Here is a 20,221-nt window from a genome sequence, read left to right as displayed (position 1 = left end):
GTTGAAGTTTGGTGTTGCCAAACTTCTTTTGATATAAGGAGAAAAAGATGACAAAGAAACAACTTCACTTGGTGATTGTGACAGGGATGAGTGGTGCTGGGAAAACAGTGGCCATTCAGTCCTTCGAGGACTTGGGATATTTCACTATTGATAATATGCCGCCAGCTCTCTTGCCTAAGTTTTTGCAGTTGGTGGAAACAAAGGAAGACGACCATAAGTTGGCCTTGGTAGTGGATATGCGGAGCCGTTCTTTCTTCTCAGAGATTCAAGCTGTTTTGGATGAGTTGGAAAACAAGGAAGAACTGGACTTTAAAATTCTCTTTTTGGATGCAGCAGATAAGGAATTGGTTGCTCGTTATAAGGAAACCAGACGGAGCCACCCTCTAGCTGCAGATGGACGGATTTTGGATGGGATTAAGCTGGAACGTGAACTCTTGGCACCTTTGAAAAACATGAGCCAAAATGTGGTGGATACAACTGAACTCACTCCGCGTGAGCTGCGTAAAACCATTGCAGAGCAGTTTTCAGATCAAGAGCAAGCCCAGTCTTTCCGTATTGAGGTCATGTCTTTTGGCTTTAAATATGGAATTCCGATTGATGCGGACTTGGTCTTTGATGTTCGTTTCTTACCAAATCCCTACTACCTTCCAGAGTTACGAAATCAAACGGGTGTAGATGAACCAGTTTATGAATATGTTATGAACCATTCTGAGTCAGAAGATTTTTATCAACATTTGTTGGCCTTGATTGAGCCGATTTTGCCAAGTTACCAAAAGGAAGGGAAGTCTGTTTTGACCATTGCCATGGGTTGTACGGGTGGGCAACACCGTAGTGTGGCCTTTGCCAAACGCTTGGCACAAGACTTATCCAAGAATTGGCCTGTCAATGAAGGACATCGTGACAAAGACCGAAGAAAGGAAACGGTAAACCGTTCATGAGAAAACCAAAGATAACGGTGATTGGTGGAGGAACTGGGATCCCCGTCATTCTTAAAAGTCTGCGTGAAAAAGATGTGGAAATCGCTGCTATCGTAACGGTGGCGGATGATGGTGGTTCATCAGGTGAACTCCGAAAAAATATGCAACAATTGACACCGCCAGGTGATCTTCGTAATGTCCTTGTGGCCATGTCGGATATGCCTAAGTTCTATGAGAAGGTCTTTCAGTACCGCTTTTCTGAGGATGCAGGAGCCTTTGCTGGCCATCCATTGGGCAATCTCATCATTGCAGGTCTGTCAGAAATGCAGGGTTCGACCTATAATGCCATGCAGTTATTGAGCAAATTTTTCCATACAACTGGAAAGATTTATCCTTCCAGTGACCATCCTTTGACCCTGCATGCAGTCTTTCAGGATGGGACAGAAGTCGCTGGAGAGAGTCATATTGCAGACCATCCAGGTATGATTGACCATGTCTATGTGACCAATACCCTAAACGATGATACGCCTCTGGCTAGTCGTCGAGTGGTGCAGACCATTCTTGAAAGTGACATGATTGTCCTCGGACCTGGTTCTCTATTTACCTCTATTTTACCTAACATCGTGATTAAGGAAATCGGGCAGGCGCTTTTGGAAACCAAGGCAGAAATCGCCTATGTCTGCAATATCATGACCCAACGTGGGGAGACGGAACACTTTACAGATAGTGATCACGTGGAGGTCTTGCATTGTCATCTTGGTCGACCTTTTATCGACACTGTCTTGGTGAATATCGAAAAAGTTCCTCAGGAATACATGAATTCCAACCGCTTTGATGAATACTTGGTGCAGGTGGAACACGATTTTTCTGGTCTTTGTAAGCAAGTTCCGCGTGTGATTTCATCCAACTTCCTTCGTCTGGAAAATGGGGGTGCCTTCCATGATGGGGATTTGATTGTGGACGAATTGATGCGGATTATACAGGTGAGAAAATGAGTTTCACAGTAGCAGTAAAAGAAGAAATCTTAGGTCAGCACCATCTAAGTCGTCATGAATTATCTGCCATTATCAAGATGTCTGGTAGCATCGGTCTCTTGACTTCGGGTTTGACCTTGTCTGTCGTGACAGAAAATGCCAAGCTGGCTCGTCACCTCTATGAGTCCTTTCTCCATTTCTATGAAATCAAATCGGAAATTCGCCACCACCAACGGAGCAATCTCCGCAAGAATCGGGTCTATACTGTCTTTACTGATGAAAAGGTGCAGGACTTGTTGAGTGATTTGCACTTGGCAGACTCCTTCTTTGGCCTGGAAACAGGTATTGATGAGGAGATTTTATCGGATGAGGAAGCGGGTCGTGCTTATCTCTGTGGTGCTTTCTTGGCAAATGGGAGCATTCGTGACCCTGAGTCAGGCAAGTATCAGTTGGAAATCAGTTCTGTTTATCTTGACCACGCGCAAGGGATTGCCTCCCTTCTCCAGCAATTTTTACTGGATGCCAAAGTGCTTGAGCGAAAGAAGGGAGCTGTGACCTATCTCCAGCGTGCCGAAGACATTATGGACTTCTTGATAGTAATTGGAGCCATGAAGGCGCGTGACGATTTTGAGAGGGTTAAGATTTTACGAGAAACCCGTAACGACCTCAATCGGGCCAATAATGCCGAGACAGCTAATATTGCTCGGACAGTTTCTGCTAGCATGAAGACCATCAACAATATCAGCAAAATCAAAGACATCATGGGCTTAGAAAATCTGCCAGTGGACTTGCAGGAGGTAGCGCAGTTGCGGATTCAGCACCCAGACTACTCTATCCAGCAGTTAGCAGATAGCCTCAGCACTCCTCTGACCAAAAGTGGTGTTAACCACAGACTCAGAAAAATCAATAAGATAGCAGATGAACTATAAAACCACGAATCCTATGTGACTCGTGGTTCTTTTTTATAAACTAGTAGAGTGTTTTGGTTGTACTTTTTGCTCAGGGTCAATGTAGTTGATGGCATTGTTGACAGCAGTTGGAGCTTCTCCGAGACCTGTCGCAATCAGATCAATTTTTCCGTCATAGTAGCAACAGTCACCGATAGCATAGATACCTGCTTGGCTTGATTCCTGTTTGCTGTTAACAATAATCTTGTGGCGGTTGAGGTCCAGACCCCAGTTTTTAAGATTACCAACAGAAGATTTAAAACCATAGTTGACAAAGAGGTGGTCTAGGTCAATCGTTTCTGTTTCATCAGATTTGACTTTTGTGATTTCCAGTTTATCAAGCGTTTGTCCATCTCCAAGGAGTTGGCTAGGGACGAATGGTGTTTTGATGGCTACAGATGATTCCTGTAAGGCTTGGACACTATGCTCTAAGGCACGGAAATTATCTCTGCGGTGAACAAGGGTAGTTGGTGCGATTTTTTCAAAAGCCAAAGCCCAATCCACAGCTGAGTCTCCCCCACCAAGAATCGTCACTTTCTTACCAGCATATTGATGGATGTTGGAAACGTGGTAGTGGATATTTTCATAGTCTTCAACGTCTTCAAGTTCCAGCGGACGTGGTTTGAAGGCACCGCCACCCATAGCGATGATAACTGTTTTAGACAGGTGACTTCCTTTAGAAGTTGTGATGGCAAAGCCATCTTCTTGTTTTTCAATCTCAAGAACCGTTTCATTGAGGTGAATTGGGGTATCAAAACCGTTTAACTGTTCAATCAAGCGGTTAGTCAACTCTTCTCCAGTCAGGTTTGGGAAACCTGGTACGTCTAGGATTTCCTTTTCAGGATAGAGAATAGCAGGTTGTCCACCTAGTTGGGGAAGAGAGTCGATGATTTGAACTTTGGCTTGGCGAAGGTGGGCGTAAAAGGCCGCAAAAAGACCGACAGGACCACCACCTACAATGGTAATATCATAGAGTTGAGACATGGTTTCTCCTTTGTTTTTTCTAGTCAGTTTATTTTATCATATTTTTTCCTTAATTTAAAATGAAGTAGGATAGGGAAAAAAATGCCAGAAAAATGGTATAATAGAAAGGAACGTGTTTGGACAGAGAGGAGACAGCAGATGAACTTTCAACAATTATCCAACCTGCAATATTGGACTAGCTTGTTTTCTAGTCCTTGGAGTATTGCCATCAATGTGTTTGATATTTTGATTGTGGCCTATATTTTATATCGTTTTACAAAAGCGATAGCTGGTACCAAGATTATGATTTTGGTGCGGGGGGTCGTGATCTTTGTATTAGCCCAGGTTGTGGCCAATATCCTTGGCTTGACAACGATTTCTTGGTTGATTAATCAGATTATCACTTACGGGGTTATTGCTGCGGTTGTTATCTTCTCTCCAGAGATTCGGACTGGTTTGGAACGCTTGGGAAGGGCGACAGATTTCTTTTCTACTACTCAAATTAGTGCAGAGGAGCAAATGATTCGTGCCTTTGTCAAATCTGTTGAATATATGAGTCCTCGTAAGATTGGTGCCCTAGTTGCCATTCAACGAGTTCGCACCTTGCAAGAATACATTGCGACAGGGATTCCCTTGGATGCCAACATTTCAGCAGAACTCCTCATTAATATCTTTATCCCCAACACTCCCCTACACGATGGTGCTGTGATTATTAGAGGAAATCGAATTGCAGTAACCTCTGCCTACCTGCCTTTAACAGAAAGCACAGGGATTTCCAAGGAATTTGGGACCAGACACAGGGCGGCTATTGGCTTATCAGAAGTGTCTGATGCCTTGACCTTCATCGTCTCAGAGGAAACAGGTGGTATTTCTATTACTTACAATGGGGTCTTCAAGCATGATTTGACGATTGAAGAATTTGAAGCAGAGCTAAGAAGAATTCTTTTGCCAGCTGTTGAGGAAAAAGCCGGTTTCAAGGACCGTTTGCTAGGAGGTTGGAAATATGAGAAAAAATAGTTTATATATCATTTCATCTCTCTTTTTTGCTTGTGTCTTATTCATCTATGCAACGTCAACCAACTTTCAAAATAGCAATACCGCAAGGCAGGTTAAATCAGAAACCTACACCAATACGATAACGAACGTTCCTATCGATATTCACTATGATGATGACCAGTATTTCATTAGCGGATTTGCATCAGAAGTTTCAGTGATATTAACCGGAGCTAATCGTGTAAGCTTGGCCAGCGAAATGCAGGAAAGCACTCGTAAGTTTAAGGTCACAGCGGATTTGACGGATGCCAGTGTTGGAACGATTGAAGTTCCCTTGAATATTGAAAATCTTCCAAGTGGAATGACTGCTGTGGCAACGCCTCAAAAGATTACAGTGAAAGTTGGGAAGAAGGTTAAGCGAGATGGGATGATTGTTGTGCCACAAGTTGATCAAAACCAGATTGATCCCAAGTTACAAATCGATAGTGTAACCGTGTCAAATGAAAGGGTTTCTGTCACAACTGACCAAGAAACATTGGCTAAGATTGACAAAGTTATTGCGCTTTTACCAACTAGCGAACGTATAACAGGTCATTACAGTGGTTCAGTACCTTTGCAGGCAATCGACCGAAATGGTGTTGTATTACCAGTAGTTATCACTCCATTTGATACAACAATGAAGGTGACGACAAAACCTGTGGCACCAAGTTCAAGCACATCAAATTCAACTACAAGCAGTTTGTCAGAGACATCTTCGTCAACGAAAGCAACTAGTTCAAAAACGAATTAAAAATAGGAAAAGGATTTTATAAAATGGGTAAATATTTTGGGACTGATGGAGTCCGTGGAGAAGCTAACGTAGAACTAACGCCAGAATTGGCCTTTAAACTAGGACGTTTCGGAGGTTATGTTCTTAGCCAACATGAAACGGAAGCACCGAAAGTCTTTGTAGGGCGTGACACACGTATTTCAGGAGAAATGCTAGAATCGGCCTTGGTGGCAGGTCTCCTTTCAGTAGGAATTCACGTATACAAACTAGGCGTTTTGGCAACACCAGCAGTCGCTTACTTGGTCAAGACAGAAGGAGCAAGTGCCGGTGTCATGATTTCTGCTAGCCACAACCCAGCCCTTGATAATGGCATTAAGTTCTTTGGTGGTGATGGTTTCAAACTAGATGACGAAAAAGAAGCAGAAATTGAAGCCTTGCTAGATGCTGCGGAAGACACTCTTCCTCGTCCAAGCGCAGAAGGATTGGGAACCTTGGTAGATTATCCAGAAGGCTTGCGTAAGTATGAAGGCTACCTTGTTTCAACTGGAGCTCCTCTTGAAGGAATGAAGGTTGCTTTGGATACAGCCAATGGTGCAGCTTCTACAAGTGCCCGTCAAATCTTTGCGGATCTTGGCGCTCAATTGACTGTTATCGGGGAAACACCAGATGGTCTTAATATCAACCTTAATGTTGGTTCAACCCACCCAGAAACCCTTCAAGAAGTGGTCAAAGAAAGCGACTCAGCTATTGGTTTGGCTTTTGACGGAGACAGTGACCGCTTGATTGCTGTTGATGAAAATGGCGACATCGTTGATGGTGACAAGATTATGTACATCATCGGGAAATACCTTTCTGAAAAAGGACAATTGGCTCAAAATACAATTGTGACAACTGTGATGTCTAACCTTGGTTTCCACAAGGCCTTGGACCGAGAAGGTATTAACAAGGCAGTTACTGCAGTTGGCGACCGCTACGTTGTTGAAGAAATGAGAAAATCAGGCTACAACCTCGGTGGTGAACAGTCTGGTCACGTTATCTTGATGGATTACAATACAACTGGTGATGGTCAATTATCCGCTGTCCAATTGACCAAAATCATGAAGGAAACTGGTAAGAGCTTGTCAGAGTTGGCAGCAGAAGTAACTATCTATCCACAAAAATTAGTCAATATCCGAGTGGAAAATGCTATGAAGGAAAAGGCCATGGAAGTGCCAGCTATCAAGGCTATTATCGAGAAGATGGAAGAAGAAATGGCGGGGAATGGCCGTATTCTTGTTCGCCCAAGTGGAACAGAGCCCCTCTTGCGAGTTATGGCAGAAGCGCCTACAACAGAAGAAGTGGACTACTATGTTGATACTATTGCAGACGTAGTTCGAGCTGAAATCGGGATTGACTAAATCCTAGAAAACTAGATGAAAATAAAAAATTATGGTACAATAGCATATAATATTGTAGCCGAGGGAGAAAGACATGAATCTTAAACGTGAACAAGAATTTGTTAGTCAGTATCATTTTGATGCGCGTAATTTTGAATGGGAAAATGAAAATGGAGCTCCTGAAACTAAGGTGGATGTGAACTTCCAATTGATTCAACATGACCAAGAAAATCAAGTGACTTCCTTGATTGTTATCTTGACTTTTATGATTGTATTTGATAAGTTTGTCATCAGTGGAACCATTTCACAGGTGAATCATATCGATGGTCGTATTGTCAATGAACCAAGTGAATTGAGCCAAGAAGAAGTGGAAACTTTGGCTCGTCCAAGTTTGAACATGCTCAACCGTTTGACTTACGAAGTAACTGAAATTGCATTAGACTTACCAGGAATCAATTTGGAGTTCTAATATGAAATTAGCTGTTATTACAGATTCTTCGGCTTATCTCAGTGCAGAGACCTTGCAAAGAGAGGATTTGTATGTCTTGGATATTCCTGTCAATATTGATGGTGAGGAGTATGTCGAAGGTATCAATCTGTCTGCTGAGGAATTTTACCAAAAAATGGCTCAGGCTTCTGAATTGCCTAAGACCAGTCAACCAAGCATTGCCAAGTTAGATGAGATTCTAACTTCGCTCAAAGAACAAGGTTATACCCATGCCTTGGGGCTTTTCTTATCTTCTGGAATTTCAGGTTTTTACCAAAATATCCAGTATATGATAGATGAATATGAGGGCTTGACCATTGCTTTTCCAGACACTTTGATTACAAGTGCTCCGTTAGGTATCATGGTTGAAAGCGTCTTTAATTGGCGAGATCAAGGCGATGATTTTGCTATTATTCAGGATAAGCTAGCTATTCAAATCAGCCGTACGTCAGCTTTTATCATGGTAGATGATTTGGATCATTTGGTAAAAGGTGGACGTCTTTCAAATGGGGCAGCTATTTTGGGCAATCTGCTAAGTATCAAGCCGATTCTTTATTTCAACGACCAAGGTGTGATTGAAGTGTATGAAAAAGTTCGTACTGAAAAGAAAGCAACCAAGCGCTTAATTGAGATTATCAAGGAAGCTACAGCTTCAGGCCAATACCGTATCATTGTCATTCACGGAAATGCTCCTGAAAAGGCTGAAGAATTGCGTCAGAACTTGCTTGAATCTGGCTTGGGTTCGGATATTTCACTTGCTACATTTGGTAGTGTCATTGGGACCCACCTAGGAGCAGGAAGTATTGCTCTAGGTTATATTCCAGTGATTTAGTTAGCGCTTCTCGGTTAGTTAAGAAATTTTGTATCATAGCAATTGAACACGCACGGAACCCTGTGTGAAAAAGATAGTTCTTCCAAGGAGTATCTACTCCTTGATCAGAGCTCCTATTTTCACTTTGTGTTCTTACAGGCTTTGTATCTTAGAAATTGAACACGGACTACCTGCCTCTTGAAAAAAGATGTATGTCTTGCCTTTCGTGGAAAGTCAGCGCCATTTCCTATTTTTCATGGACAGCTAAGGTCCTTTGTATCTTAGACAGGAGTAGAGATGAGTATTCGAGTAATTATTGCCGGTTTTAAAGGAAAGATGGGCCAGGCTGCTTGTCAGATGGTCTTGGCTGATCCAGACTTGGACTTGGTAGCAGTTTTGGATCCTTTTGAGTCTGAGTTAGAATGGCAGGGTATTCCTGTTTTCAAGGATAAGGTTGATTTAGCAGGCTTTGAAGCGGATGTCTGGGTAGATTTCACAACTCCAGCTGTTGCCTATGAAAATACACGCTTTGCTCTTGAAAATGGCTTTGCTCCAGTAGTTGGAACAACTGGTTTCACGAGTGAAGAAATTGCAGAGCTAAAAGAATTTTCTCGTTCCCAAAACTTGGGTGGCTTGATTGCCCCTAACTTTGCCTTGGGTGCTGTCTTGCTCATGCAATTTGCGACGCAGGCTGCCAAATATTTCCCAAATGTGGAGATTATCGAACTCCATCATGACAAGAAAAAAGATGCCCCGAGTGGAACAGCCATTAAAACAGCTGAGTTGATGGCAGAGGTTCGAGAGTCTATTCAGCAAGGTGCGCCTGATGAGGAAGAACTGATTGCGGGTGCTCGTGGTGCTGACTTTGATGGTATGCGTATTCACTCAGTTCGTTTGCCAGGCTTGGTAGCCCATCAGGAAGTCATCTTTGGTAATCAGGGAGAAGGATTGACCCTCCGTCATGACTCCTATGATCGTAGCTCCTTCATGACAGGGGTGAATTTGGGAATTAAAGAAGTTGTCAAGCGTCATGAGCTTGTCTATGGATTAGAACACTTATTATGAGATTAACGCAAATGCCTTCTGAATTTCAGAAGGCTTTACCAGTATTAGAAAAAATTAAAGAAGCAGGCTTTGAAGCTTATTTTGTTGGGGGTTCTGTTCGAGATGCCCTCCTCAATCGTCCTATCCATGATGTGGATATTGCGACTTCTTCTTATCCTGAGGAAACCAAGCAGATTTTTCCGCGAACAGCCGATATCGGAATTGAGCATGGAACCGTCTTGGTTTTAGATGGTGACGAGGAGTATGAAGTAACCACCTTTCGGACCGAAGATGTCTATGTAGACTATCGTAGACCGAGTGCAGTTTCCTTTGTCCGCTCATTAGAAGAAGACCTTAAGCGCCGTGATTTCACAGTCAACGCCTTTGCCTTGGATGAGACAGGGGGAATCATTGACTTGTTCCATGGTTTAGAAGATTTGGAAAACCAAGTCTTGCGAGCAGTTGGAGTGGCCAGTGAGCGTTTCAACGAAGATGCTTTGCGGATTATGCGTGGTTTCCGTTTTCAGGCCAGTCTTGGCTTTGAACTTGAGCCAGAAACCTTTAAAGCTATGAAGACCTTGACGCCACTTTTGGAGAAAATTTCTGTAGAGCGTACCTTTGTCGAGTTTGATAAACTCTTGCTGGCTCCATTTTGGAGAAGGGGCTTGGTTTCCATGATGGAGAGTCAAGCTTATGACTATCTTCCAGATATGGCATCTAGCAAGGACAAGCTTAATAGATTGTTTGATTTGGGGACTGCTTTCACCTTTGAATCCTCTGAACAAGCCTGGGCGGCTCTACTGTGGGTTTTGGAGGTTGAAAATGCGCAGCCCTTTTTGAAGGCTTGGAAGACCTCACGTCAATTTGCCAAGCAAGTTCAGGATTTACTGACTATTTTGGCTTTGCGTGAAAAGGGAGAATTGAGCAAACGTGATTGTTACAGCTTTGACTTGGATTTACTTTTACAGGCTGAGAATCTTCGTCAGGCTCAAGGGAAAGCAGTCAATCCGCAAGTCATAACAGAAACCTACCAGAGTTTGACCATTCATGATAAAAAAGAAATCCAAATCAACGGTGGTATTTTGATTAAGGAATATGGCTATCAGCCGGGACCAGACTTGGGAGAGATTTTAGCAGAGATTGAGTATGCCATTGTCGATGGAGAATTGGAAAATGACCGTCAAGCCATCCATGTTTACCTGAGGGAGAAAAAATGAGTGATTTTATCGTTGAAAAACTAAGCAAGTCCGTTGGTGACAAGACCGTTTTTAAGGATATTTCCTTTATTATCCATGATTTAGACAGAATCGGTCTAATCGGTGTCAATGGCACGGGTAAAACCACCCTTTTAGATGTCCTTTCTGGTGTTTCTGGCTTTGATGGGGATGTCTGTCCCTTTTCAGCTAAGAATGATTACCAGATTGGTTACTTGACCCAGGATCCTGATTTTGATGATAGCAAGACGGTTTTGGATACGGTCCTATCCAGCGACCTCAAGGAAATCCAGCTCATTCGTGAGTATGAATTGATCATGCTCAACTACAGTGAGGACAAGCAGGCCCGTTTGGAACGGGTCATGGCTGAAATGGACTCTCTTCAAGCTTGGGAAATTGAGAGTCAGGTCAAGACGGTTCTCAGCAAGTTAGGCATTCAGGATTTATCCACTCCAGTTGGAGAATTGTCAGGTGGTTTGAGAAGACGAGTCCAGTTGGCGCAAGTTTTACTTGGCAACCACGACCTCTTGCTTTTGGATGAACCGACCAACCACTTAGATATTGCGACTATTGAGTGGCTGACCCTCTTTTTAAAAAATTCTAAGAAGACAGTTCTCTTTATCACTCACGATCGTTATTTCCTAGATGCACTGTCAACACGGATTTTCGAGTTGGACAGAGCAGGATTGACAGAGTATCAAGGGAATTATCAGGACTATGTTCGCCTTAAGGCGGAACAAGACGAGCGCGATGCAGCTCTTCTCCACAAAAAGGAACAACTTTATAAGCAAGAATTGGCCTGGATGCGCAGACAACCGCAGGCGCGTGCGACCAAGCAGCAGGCTCGTATTAATCGTTTCCATGACCTGAAAAAGGAAATTTCAGGTGGCATTGCTGAGACAGACTTGACCATGAACTTTGAAACCAGTCGGATTGGGAAGAAAGTCATCGAGTTTCAGGATGTTTCCTTTGCCTATGAACACAAGCCCATTTTGCAAGATTTTAACCTCTTGGTGCAGGCCAAAGACCGTATTGGAATTGTTGGGGACAACGGTGTTGGAAAATCAACTCTGCTTAATCTGATTGCAGGAAGTCTTGAGCCGACAGCAGGTCAAGTTGTGATTGGGGAAACTGTTCGCATCGCCTATTTCTCTCAGCAAATTGAGGGTTTGGATGAAAGTAAGCGAGTGATCAATTACTTGCAGGAAGTGGCAGAAGAGGTCAAGACCAGCGGTGGTTCTACGACTTCGATTGCAGAGTTGCTGGAGCAGTTCCTTTTCCCTCGTTCGACGCATGGAACCTTGATTGAGAAATTATCTGGAGGAGAGAAAAAACGTCTTTATCTCCTCAAATTGCTCTTGGAGAAACCAAATGTTCTTCTTTTAGACGAGCCAACCAATGACCTAGATATTGCTACTTTGACAGTCTTGGAGAATTTCTTGCAGGGTTTTGCAGGGCCTGTCTTAACTGTTAGCCATGATCGCTATTTCTTGGACAAGGTAGCGACCAAGATTCTCGCTTTTGAGGATGGCAAGATTCGTCCTTTCTTTGGTCATTACACCGACTATCTTGATGAAAAAGCCTTTGAAACAGAGATGGCCAATCAAGTGCAAAAGGCCGAAAAGAAAAAAGTCGTCAAAGTCCGTGAAGATAAGAAACGCATGACTTACCAAGAAAAGCAGGAGTGGGCAAGCATTGAAGGCGATATTGAAGCCTTGGAAAACCGTATCGCTGCTATTGAAGAGGAAATGCAAGCCAACGGCTCTGACTTTGGTAAACTAGCTACTCTCCAAAAAGAATTGGATGAGAAAAACGAAGCACTCTTTGAAAAATACGAACGCTATGAATATTTAAGTGAGTTGGCGTGATGGAAGAAGTCATTAAACGTAGTCCCAAGAAAATCATTTGGAATGCCTTGTTTGGCTTGGTTTCAGTGCTTTTATTGTTGTTAGCTCTCTATTATTTCCATTCGCATTCGCAAAAAGGGACCAGATTTTATACGATAAGTCTTTTGTTAATGCTAGTTTTACTTTCTTATGTTGGAGTAGGAGTTTATCTGACTTACAGACTTTTAAGCTCGGATAAGGAATATTTGAGATTTACTGTTCAGGGGTTTTACTACAAACCGAATCCAAAGAAACCCAGTCATTTCTATGCTTGGACTGATGTAGAGGAATTTTCCTTCTCTCGAATTCGAGGGAAGTATAGGGATTCCTATCGGATTGAAGTTTATTTTAAAAACAAGGAAAATGTGCAATCTCAATCACTTCTAGCTCTAATGAAGAGAAGGTGTTTCCCTTTTCATCAATCAGCAGATTTGATCATCCCTATCTTTCTATTAGATGTAGGTCTTCCTGAAAGGGTATACGATACTATGAAGTACTATGAAAGAGAATGGCGTATCGAACAAAATCGTCAAGCAAGAAAACAGACAAAACAAGCTTCGAAAACCAAATCTTCTAAACACTTATGAGATAGTTTAGGTTAAAGAAAATCAATCAAAAAAGCCCTATCCACTGGATAGGGTTACTGTTGGTCTTCTTTTTTTGTTTCTTGGTGGAAGATATTTTGCCAAGTCTCATGGCGACGCCAGATACTGGTATGAACGATACCGTCTAGCTCATAGCAGATGAGTTTGGTTTTTTGACTGATAGAAGTGATTTGGATGTCCTTGATAGCTGAATTTAACTCTTTTTCAGCCTTATAAGCCTCTTTATCCATCTGCTTTCCATCTTGGCGGATATAGACAAAGTCTTCGGCTAGGAGTTCTTGTAATTGATTTCCTTGGTCAATCAATTGTTCACGCATGAGCAATTTTTTATAGACATTGTCTAAAATTTCATCCTCAGGGATAGGCGCCGGCTCGATATGGATATCGGTATCAAAGACGCCAAAACGTTCCTCCAGCATAGACTCGACCTGATCCGCGATTTCATGACTTTCGTAAACAGACAAGTCTGGATTCATTTCTAACGTGATATCCAGATAGATGTTGCTACCGTAGGTGCGACCTCTTTGGGATTTGACCTTACTAATCTTTGGAATTTCCATAATGGCCTTTTGATAGTCCTCAAGCAGACGGTCATCGAAGCCATCTGAAAGGCTAAAGGAAGACTCGATGAAGATATCATAGGCAGTTTTCAAGATAAAGAAGGTGATGACAATAGCAACCAGTTTATCCACAATGGGATAATTGAAACTGCTGGCCAGGATGGCGATGGTAGTTCCAAGTGAAGTAACAGCGTCAGAAAGATTGTCCTTGGCGGCGGCCTTGAGTGCCTTGGAGTTGGATTTCTTACTGAGGCGAGTGTTGTAGAGATACACCACAAACATAATCGCTGCAGAAATGATTCCTAGAGTTGCACCAAGAGGATCAATGACCGTTTCTTCCCGACTGAGAATTTTTTGAATGGTATCCCTCAGCACATCAAAGCCAACATAGAACATGATGATAGAAGTGATCAAGCTGGCCAAATCTTCAATCTTCCAGTGGCCGAAACGATGGCCACGGTCAGCAGGCTGGCGCGCCATCCGAATCCCAATCAAGAGGGCGACATTTCCAATGATGTCCGAAACGTTGTTAAAACCATCGGCCACCAAACTGGATGAATGGAGGAGGTGACCAGTCGCTAATTTGGCTGCAGACAAGATTAAATAGGTCGAAATACTGATAATGGCCCCACGCTCAGCTAACTTGAGATTTGAGATAGATTGCTTCATTCAACTTCCTTTCTAGTCACATAGCATTCTACCATTATACTGGTTTTCAAGGGAAAATTCAAATAAGTCAGTTTTTACTCTTTGAAAACTTTTCAAAATTTGGTATAATAGTACTACTCAAGGGAGTAGCTGGCAGAAACCTGTGATAGTGTCGTCATTCCGAATTTTATACTGAAAAGTATGCTTTCCGGCCCTATCTTAAACAGCGAGACTTGTTATGACTAACAGGTCTCTTTTTGTTTGTCGTGAAAAGATGCGATGAGGGAAAAGAGAGTCTGTTTTGCACACAATGTCAAGGAGGAGACACATGTCAAAAGAACAAAAACGCCAAGCGTTTTACACTCAGAGTCCTGAAGAGGTCTTGAAGGCTGTGGATGCGACCGAGCAAGGTTTGTCATCAAGTGAGGCTGAAAAGCGCCTTGCCGAATTTGGCCACAATGAACTCGAAGAAGGCGAGAAACGATCAATTCTAGTCAAATTCATCGAACAATTTAAGGATTTGATGATTATTATCCTAGTTGCGGCAGCAATCTTGTCAGTCGTGACTTCTGGTGGGGAAGATATCGCAGATGCCATTATCATCCTAGCCGTGGTTATCATCAACGCTGCCTTTGGTGTTTACCAAGAAGGGAAAGCCGAAGAAGCTATCGAAGCTCTCAAATCTATGTCTAGTCCAGCTGCTCGGGTTCTTCGTGATGGGCACATGGCTGAGATTGATTCTAAAGAATTGGTACCAGGTGATATCGTTGCCCTTGAAGCTGGCGATGTGGTACCAGCAGACCTACGTTTGCTAGAAGCCAATTCTCTTAAAATCGAAGAAGCAGCTCTTACAGGTGAGTCTGTTCCAGTTGAAAAAGACCTGACAGTTGATCTTGCTGCAGATGCTGGTATTGGTGACCGTGTCAATATGGCCTTCCAAAACTCAAATGTGACTTATGGTCGTGGTCTTGGTGTTGTTGTCAATACAGGTATGTACACGGAAGTTGGTCATATCGCTGGCATGCTCCAAGATGCGGATGAGACGGATACACCACTCAAACAAAACTTGAACAACCTTTCTAAGGTCTTGACCTATGCTATCTTGGTCATTGCCCTTGTTACTTTTGTAGTGGGTGTCTTCATTCAAGGGAAAAATCCACTTGGTGAGTTGATGACCTCTGTTGCCCTTGCTGTTGCAGCCATCCCAGAAGGACTTCCTGCTATCGTAACTATCGTTCTTGCCCTTGGTACTCAAGTTTTGGCAAAACGAAACTCTATCGTTCGGAAGTTGCCAGCAGTTGAAACCCTTGGTTCAACTGAAATCATTGCTTCTGATAAGACTGGTACGCTGACTATGAACAAGATGACAGTTGAAAAAGTCTTCTACGATGCAGTCCTACATGACTCGGCTGATAACATTGAACTAGGTCTTGAAATGCCTCTTCTTCGTTCAGTTGTCTTAGCCAATGATACGAAAATCGATGTGGAAGGCAACCTGATTGGTGACCCAACCGAGACAGCCTTCATTCAGTATGCCTTGGATAAGGGTTACGATGTCAAAGGTTTCTTAGAGAAATATCCTCGTGTAGCTGAGTTGCCATTTGACTCTGACCGTAAGCTCATGTCAACGGTTCACCCATTGCCAGATGGTCGTTTCCTTGTGGCAGTCAAAGGTGCGCCAGACCAACTTTTGAAACGTTGTGTTCTTCGTGATAAGGCTGGGGATATTGCTCCGATTGATGAGAAGGTTACAAACCTTATTCATACAAACAACTCTGAAATGGCCCACCAAGCCTTGCGTGTCCTTGCAGGTGCTTATAAGATTATTGATAGTATTCCAGAAAATCTTACTTCTGAAGAATTAGAAAATGATTTAATCTTTACTGGTTTGATCGGAATGATTGACCCTGAACGTCCTGAGGCGGCTGAGGCTGTTCGTGTGGCTAAGGAAGCGGGAATCCGTCCAATTATGATTACGGGTGACCATCAAGACACAGCAGAAGCTATTGCCAAACGTTTGGGAATCATTGATGCAAACGATACAGAAGGCCACGTTTTAACTGGTGCAGAGCTCAACGAACTGTCTGATGAAGAATTTGAAAAAGTAGTTGGTCAGTATTCTGTTTATGCCCGTGTGTCTCCAGAACACAAGGTTCGTATCGTGAAAGCTTGGCAAAAACAAGGTAAGGTCGTTGCCATGACAGGTGACGGTGTCAATGATGCGCCAGCTCTGAAAACAGCAGATATCGGTATCGGTATGGGAATCACTGGTACAGAGGTTTCTAAGGGTGCATCTGACATGATTCTTGCAGATGATAACTTTGCGACCATCATCGTCGCAGTAGAAGAAGGACGTAAGGTCTTTTCAAACATTCAAAAGACCATTCAGTACCTACTTTCTGCCAATACTGCTGAAGTATTAACCATCTTCCTGTCAACCTTGTTTGGTTGGGACGTCTTGCAGCCAGTTCATCTTTTGTGGATTAACTTGGTAACGGATACCTTCCCAGCTATTGCTCTTGGTGTTGAACCTGCTGAGCCTGGTGTCATGAACCATAAACCACGTGGACGCAAGGCAAGCTTCTTCTCAGGTGGTGTTTTCAGTTCTATCATCTATCAAGGTGTACTCCAAGCAGCTATTGTTATGAGTGTTTATGGCCTTGCGATTGCTTACCCAGTTCATGTGGGTGACAATCATGCTATTCACGCAGATGCCCTTACTATGGCCTTTGCAACCCTTGGTTTGATTCAGCTTTTCCATGCCTATAATGTGAAATCTGTTTACCAATCCATCTTAACAGTTGGACCATTCAAGTCTAAGACCTTTAACTGGTCTATCTTGGTATCCTTCATTCTTCTTATGGCAACAATCGTCGTAGAACCACTTGAAGGTATCTTCCATGTAACCAAACTAGACTTGTCACAATGGGGAATCGTTATGGCTGGAAGCTTCTCAATGATTATTATTGTCGAAATTGTTAAGTTCATCCAACGTAAACTCGGCTTTGACAAGAATGCGATTTAAGTGAGGTTTCTGATGTCAGCATATCAATTACCGACCGTATGGCAGGATGAAGCTAGTAATCAAGGAGCCTTTACAGGACTAAATAGATCAACAGCAGGCGCGCGTTTCGAACAAAACTTGCCAAAAGGAGAACAACCTTTTCAGCTTTATTCACTGGGAACACCAAATGGTGTGAAGGTCACTATCTTATTAGAAGAATTACTAGAAGCTGGTTTTGAGCAAGCAGCTTACGACTTATATAAGATTGCTATTATGGATGGGGATCAATTCGGATCAGACTTTGTGAAGCTCAATCCCAATTCCAAGATTCCAGCCTTATTGGACCAGTCTGGGACTGAAGAAGTAAGAGTCTTTGAGTCTGCTCATATTCTTCTTTACCTTGCTGAGAAATTTGGAGCCTTTTTACCAAGCAATCCTGTGGAAAAGGTAGAAGTTTTGAATTGGCTATTCTGGCAAGCAGGTGCTGCACCTTTTCTAGGTGGGGGATTTGGACATTTCTTTAATTATGCCCCTGAAAAATTGGAATATCCAATTAATCGTTTTACGATGGAAGTGAAACGCCAGTTGGATTTATTGGATAAGGAATTGGCTCAGAAACCTTATATTGCAGGCAATGACTATACGATTGCAGATATTGCTATTTGGTCTTGGTATGGACAGTTAGTCCAAGGAAACCTTTATCAAGGTTCTGCAAAATTCTTAGATGCCTCAAGTTACCAGAATCTAGTAAAATGGGGAGAAAAAATTGCCAATCGTCCAGCTGTTAAGCGTGGCTTGGAAGTAACTTATAAAGAAATTAAATAGTAAAAAAGTCATCTTCGGATGGCTTTTTGCTACAGTTGAGGGAAAGGGCTTGCAGTTATCAGCTTTTGTGCTATAATTGCTATAATATAGTAAACATCTAGAGGAGTGTGAGGAAGTGGAAAAGAAAATTGTGAAGGATATCTTATTTTTATCCCAGGTGTCTCAGACGGCAAGTCAGGAAGACCTGTATCTTGCCAGAGATTTGCAGGATACCCTGCTTGCGAATCGTGAGACCTGTGTTGGTCTAGCTGCCAATATGATTGGGGTGCAGAAGCGCGTGATTATCTTTAATCTTGGCTTGGTTCCCGTGGTCATGTTTAACCCAGTTCTCCTATCCTCTGAAGGACCTTATGAGACAGAAGAAGGCTGTTTGTCCTTGATGGGTGTGAGACCTGCTAAGCGTTATGAAACTATAAGGATTTCCTATCGTGACAGCAAGTGGCAGGAACAGACTATTACCTTGACAGGCTTCCCAGCTCAGATTTGCCAGCATGAACTAGATCACTTGGAAGGACGAATCATTTAGGAGGAAAGCAAATGAAACGAATAGTCTTTGAATTTATTTTTATCGCAACGACCTGGTATATCTTTTTACCGCCTCTTAACCTGACCAGCTGGGAATTTCTCTTTTTTCTCTGTGGGCATTTGCTGCTTGTGGCAATCTTATTTGGCTTTGGCAAGGGAATCAATCTGGTCAAAACAGTTCATGTGCGCCACGGCAAGGCGGAAGCTGCCTTAAATCTTGAAGGTTTCAAAATCAATCGGTTAGGTAAAGTTCTTTTTGCTTCTATTGGAGGGATTCTTCTCTTGGCAGCTTTGGTTTCCTTGGTAACTTCCAGCATTTTTCAGGCTAAAAATTATGCCAATGTAGTCACGGTTACGGAAAAAGACTTTACTGAATTTCCTAAGACTGACACCAGTAAGGTTCCTATCTTAGATAGAAGTACCGCTGAAAAAATTGGTGACCGTTACTTGGGTTCCCTGACGGATAAGGTGTCGCAGTATGTAGCGGCAGATACCTATACCCAATTGACAATTGATGGGAAACCTTATCGGGTTACGCCACTAGAATACGCAGACCCTATTAAATGGTTTAACAATCAGGCCAAGGGAATCGGCGAGTATATCAAGGTGGACATGGTGACTGGAAATGCGGACTTGGTGGACTTGAAGACACCAATCAAGTATTCGGACTCGGAGTATTTTAACCGTGATGTCAAACGCCACCTGCGCTTTAAGTACCCAACAAAAATCTTCAAGACTCCATCATTTGAGGTGGATGATGAGGGCAATCCTTTCTATGTAGCAACGGTTTACCAAAAGCAATTTGGGCTTGCGGTTCCCCGTCCTGTTTCAGTCATTATCTTGGATGCCACAAATGGAGAAACCAAGGAGTACAGCTTGGCGGATGTTCCAGAATGGGTGGACAGGGTCTATCCAGCTGAGGAAACCATTGAGCAAATCAACTACAACGGCAAGTACAAGGACGGTTTCTGGAATGCCATGATTTCCAAGAAAAATGTGACCCAGACTACCAAGGGCTATAATTACTTGTCTATCGGCAATGACATCTATCTCTACACAGGTGTGACGTCGGCCAATGCAGATGAAAGTAACCTTGGCTTCATCCTTGAAAATATGCGAACAGGGGAAATCACTAAGTACAGCTTGGCTTCTGCGACCGAAGAATCAGCCCGTGAATCAGCCGAAGGTGCTGTTCAGGAGAAATCCTACAAGGCAACCTTCCCAATTCTCATCAACCTCAATGACAAACCTCTCTACATCATGGGCTTGAAGGACAATGCGGGCTTGGTCAAAGAGTACGCTCTGGTAGACGCAGTCGAGTACCAAAATGTTATCGTAGCTACTACAGTAGAAGAACTGCTCAGCAAGTACGCCAATAAAAACGACCTTGAGATTGATAATGAAACCACAGAAAGCATCAAGGGTGTGGTAGCAGACCTCAAATCAGCTGTTATCAAGGGCGACACCGTCTACTTCTTTAAAGTTGATGGCAAGATTTACAAGGTTAAAGCCTCAGTATCCGATGACCTTCCTTACCTTGAAAATGGTAAAACCTTCGAAGGTCAAGTAGGAAAAGACAATTATCTCAAGACCTTTAAAGTGCAGTAAAAACAGCTTTATTTTAAAAATATAAGTTATAATAAGGTAAATTAAGACTAATGGAGGACAAACAA

Annotated in this window: 18 protein-coding genes; 16 read left to right on the top strand and 2 right to left on the bottom strand. The window is 42.8% G+C overall.

From position 1 onward, the window contains the following. Window positions 1-47 precede the first annotated feature (47 nt). From rapZ to whiA, 3 genes are read left to right on the top strand one after another with little or no spacing between them, the layout of a single operon-like run. Window positions 48-938 carry an RNase adapter RapZ gene (gene rapZ, locus M1F37_RS02455; protein WP_247934580.1) on the top strand — a complete coding sequence of 297 codons (891 nt, stop codon included), beginning with the start codon at window positions 48-50 and terminating at the stop codon, window positions 936-938. Beyond that, complete coding sequence (locus M1F37_RS02450) at window positions 935-1,912, top strand: YvcK family protein (RefSeq protein WP_247934579.1); 978 nt, start codon at window positions 935-937, stop codon at window positions 1,910-1,912. The genes rapZ and M1F37_RS02450 overlap by 4 nt, the downstream gene beginning before the upstream one ends. Further along, the gene (whiA, locus tag M1F37_RS02445; RefSeq protein WP_247934578.1) at window positions 1,909-2,820 is read left to right on the top strand and encodes a DNA-binding protein WhiA; all 912 of its coding nucleotides are present in this window, start codon (window positions 1,909-1,911) and stop codon (window positions 2,818-2,820) included. The genes M1F37_RS02450 and whiA overlap by 4 nt, the downstream gene beginning before the upstream one ends. 33 nt (window positions 2,821-2,853) lie before the next feature. Here whiA and M1F37_RS02440 read toward each other — a convergent pair whose 3' ends face one another. After that, the gene (locus tag M1F37_RS02440) at window positions 2,854-3,822 is read right to left on the bottom strand and encodes an NAD(P)/FAD-dependent oxidoreductase (RefSeq protein WP_247934577.1); all 969 of its coding nucleotides are present in this window, start codon (window positions 3,820-3,822) and stop codon (window positions 2,854-2,856) included. Between the two features lie 138 nt (window positions 3,823-3,960). On the opposite strand from M1F37_RS02440, the gene cdaA reads away from it, so the two are divergent. The 9 genes from cdaA (at window position 3,961) to M1F37_RS02395 (ending at window position 12,968) form a co-directional block, all read left to right on the top strand. Continuing rightward, window positions 3,961-4,818, top strand: a complete 858-nt coding sequence (cdaA, locus tag M1F37_RS02435) for a diadenylate cyclase CdaA (RefSeq protein ID WP_247934576.1) — start codon at window positions 3,961-3,963, stop codon at window positions 4,816-4,818. After that, complete coding sequence (locus tag M1F37_RS02430) at window positions 4,805-5,584, top strand: YbbR-like domain-containing protein (RefSeq protein ID WP_247934575.1); 780 nt, start codon at window positions 4,805-4,807, stop codon at window positions 5,582-5,584. Before cdaA ends, M1F37_RS02430 begins: the two co-directional genes overlap by 14 nt. 23 nt (window positions 5,585-5,607) lie before the next feature. Beyond that, window positions 5,608-6,960 (top strand): phosphoglucosamine mutase, encoded by a 1,353-nt coding sequence (gene glmM, locus M1F37_RS02425; protein WP_247934574.1) that lies wholly within the window; start codon window positions 5,608-5,610, stop codon window positions 6,958-6,960. Window positions 6,961-7,033: 73 nt separating this feature from the next. Then, window positions 7,034-7,408 carry a DUF1149 family protein gene (locus tag M1F37_RS02420; protein WP_247934573.1) on the top strand — a complete coding sequence of 125 codons (375 nt, stop codon included), beginning with the start codon at window positions 7,034-7,036 and terminating at the stop codon, window positions 7,406-7,408. A 1-nt stretch (window position 7,409) separates the two neighbouring features. Further along, the gene (locus tag M1F37_RS02415) at window positions 7,410-8,258 is read left to right on the top strand and encodes a DegV family protein (RefSeq protein ID WP_247934572.1); all 849 of its coding nucleotides are present in this window, start codon (window positions 7,410-7,412) and stop codon (window positions 8,256-8,258) included. A gap of 276 nt (window positions 8,259-8,534) precedes the next feature. After that, the gene (gene dapB, locus M1F37_RS02410; protein ID WP_247934571.1) at window positions 8,535-9,302 is read left to right on the top strand and encodes a 4-hydroxy-tetrahydrodipicolinate reductase; all 768 of its coding nucleotides are present in this window, start codon (window positions 8,535-8,537) and stop codon (window positions 9,300-9,302) included. Then, window positions 9,299-10,498, top strand: coding sequence for a CCA tRNA nucleotidyltransferase (locus M1F37_RS02405; RefSeq protein ID WP_282184449.1), 1,200 nt, complete (start codon window positions 9,299-9,301; stop codon window positions 10,496-10,498). Before dapB ends, M1F37_RS02405 begins: the two co-directional genes overlap by 4 nt. Then, window positions 10,495-12,363 carry an ABC-F family ATP-binding cassette domain-containing protein gene (locus tag M1F37_RS02400; RefSeq protein WP_247934570.1) on the top strand — a complete coding sequence of 623 codons (1,869 nt, stop codon included), beginning with the start codon at window positions 10,495-10,497 and terminating at the stop codon, window positions 12,361-12,363. Before M1F37_RS02405 ends, M1F37_RS02400 begins: the two co-directional genes overlap by 4 nt. Then, window positions 12,363-12,968 carry a hypothetical protein gene (locus tag M1F37_RS02395; RefSeq protein ID WP_282184448.1) on the top strand — a complete coding sequence of 202 codons (606 nt, stop codon included), beginning with the start codon at window positions 12,363-12,365 and terminating at the stop codon, window positions 12,966-12,968. Before M1F37_RS02400 ends, M1F37_RS02395 begins: the two co-directional genes overlap by 1 nt. Before the next feature lie 53 nt (window positions 12,969-13,021). Here M1F37_RS02395 and mntE read toward each other — a convergent pair whose 3' ends face one another. Further along, window positions 13,022-14,215 (bottom strand): cation diffusion facilitator family transporter, encoded by a 1,194-nt coding sequence (gene mntE, locus M1F37_RS02390; RefSeq protein WP_247934568.1) that lies wholly within the window; start codon window positions 14,213-14,215, stop codon window positions 13,022-13,024. Between the two features lie 307 nt (window positions 14,216-14,522). Here mntE and M1F37_RS02385 point away from each other — a divergent pair, with 307 nt between their 5' ends. From M1F37_RS02385 to M1F37_RS02370, 4 genes are all read left to right on the top strand, one after another. Continuing rightward, the gene (locus M1F37_RS02385) at window positions 14,523-17,219 is read left to right on the top strand and encodes a cation-translocating P-type ATPase (RefSeq protein ID WP_247934567.1); all 2,697 of its coding nucleotides are present in this window, start codon (window positions 14,523-14,525) and stop codon (window positions 17,217-17,219) included. A 12-nt stretch (window positions 17,220-17,231) separates the two neighbouring features. Beyond that, complete coding sequence (gene yghU / locus M1F37_RS02380) at window positions 17,232-18,023, top strand: glutathione-dependent disulfide-bond oxidoreductase (protein ID WP_247934566.1); 792 nt, start codon at window positions 17,232-17,234, stop codon at window positions 18,021-18,023. 115 nt (window positions 18,024-18,138) lie between these two features. Next, window positions 18,139-18,549, top strand: coding sequence for a peptide deformylase (locus M1F37_RS02375; protein WP_247934565.1), 411 nt, complete (start codon window positions 18,139-18,141; stop codon window positions 18,547-18,549). An 11-nt stretch (window positions 18,550-18,560) separates the two neighbouring features. Beyond that, window positions 18,561-20,156 carry a hypothetical protein gene (locus tag M1F37_RS02370; protein WP_247934564.1) on the top strand — a complete coding sequence of 532 codons (1,596 nt, stop codon included), beginning with the start codon at window positions 18,561-18,563 and terminating at the stop codon, window positions 20,154-20,156. Window positions 20,157-20,221 lie beyond the last annotated feature (65 nt).

The sequence above is a fragment of the Streptococcus mitis genome (assembly GCF_023109105.1).
Lineage (GTDB): Bacteria > Bacillota > Bacilli > Lactobacillales > Streptococcaceae > Streptococcus > Streptococcus mitis_BW.
This window is presented reverse-complemented; position numbering and strand designations above follow the sequence as displayed.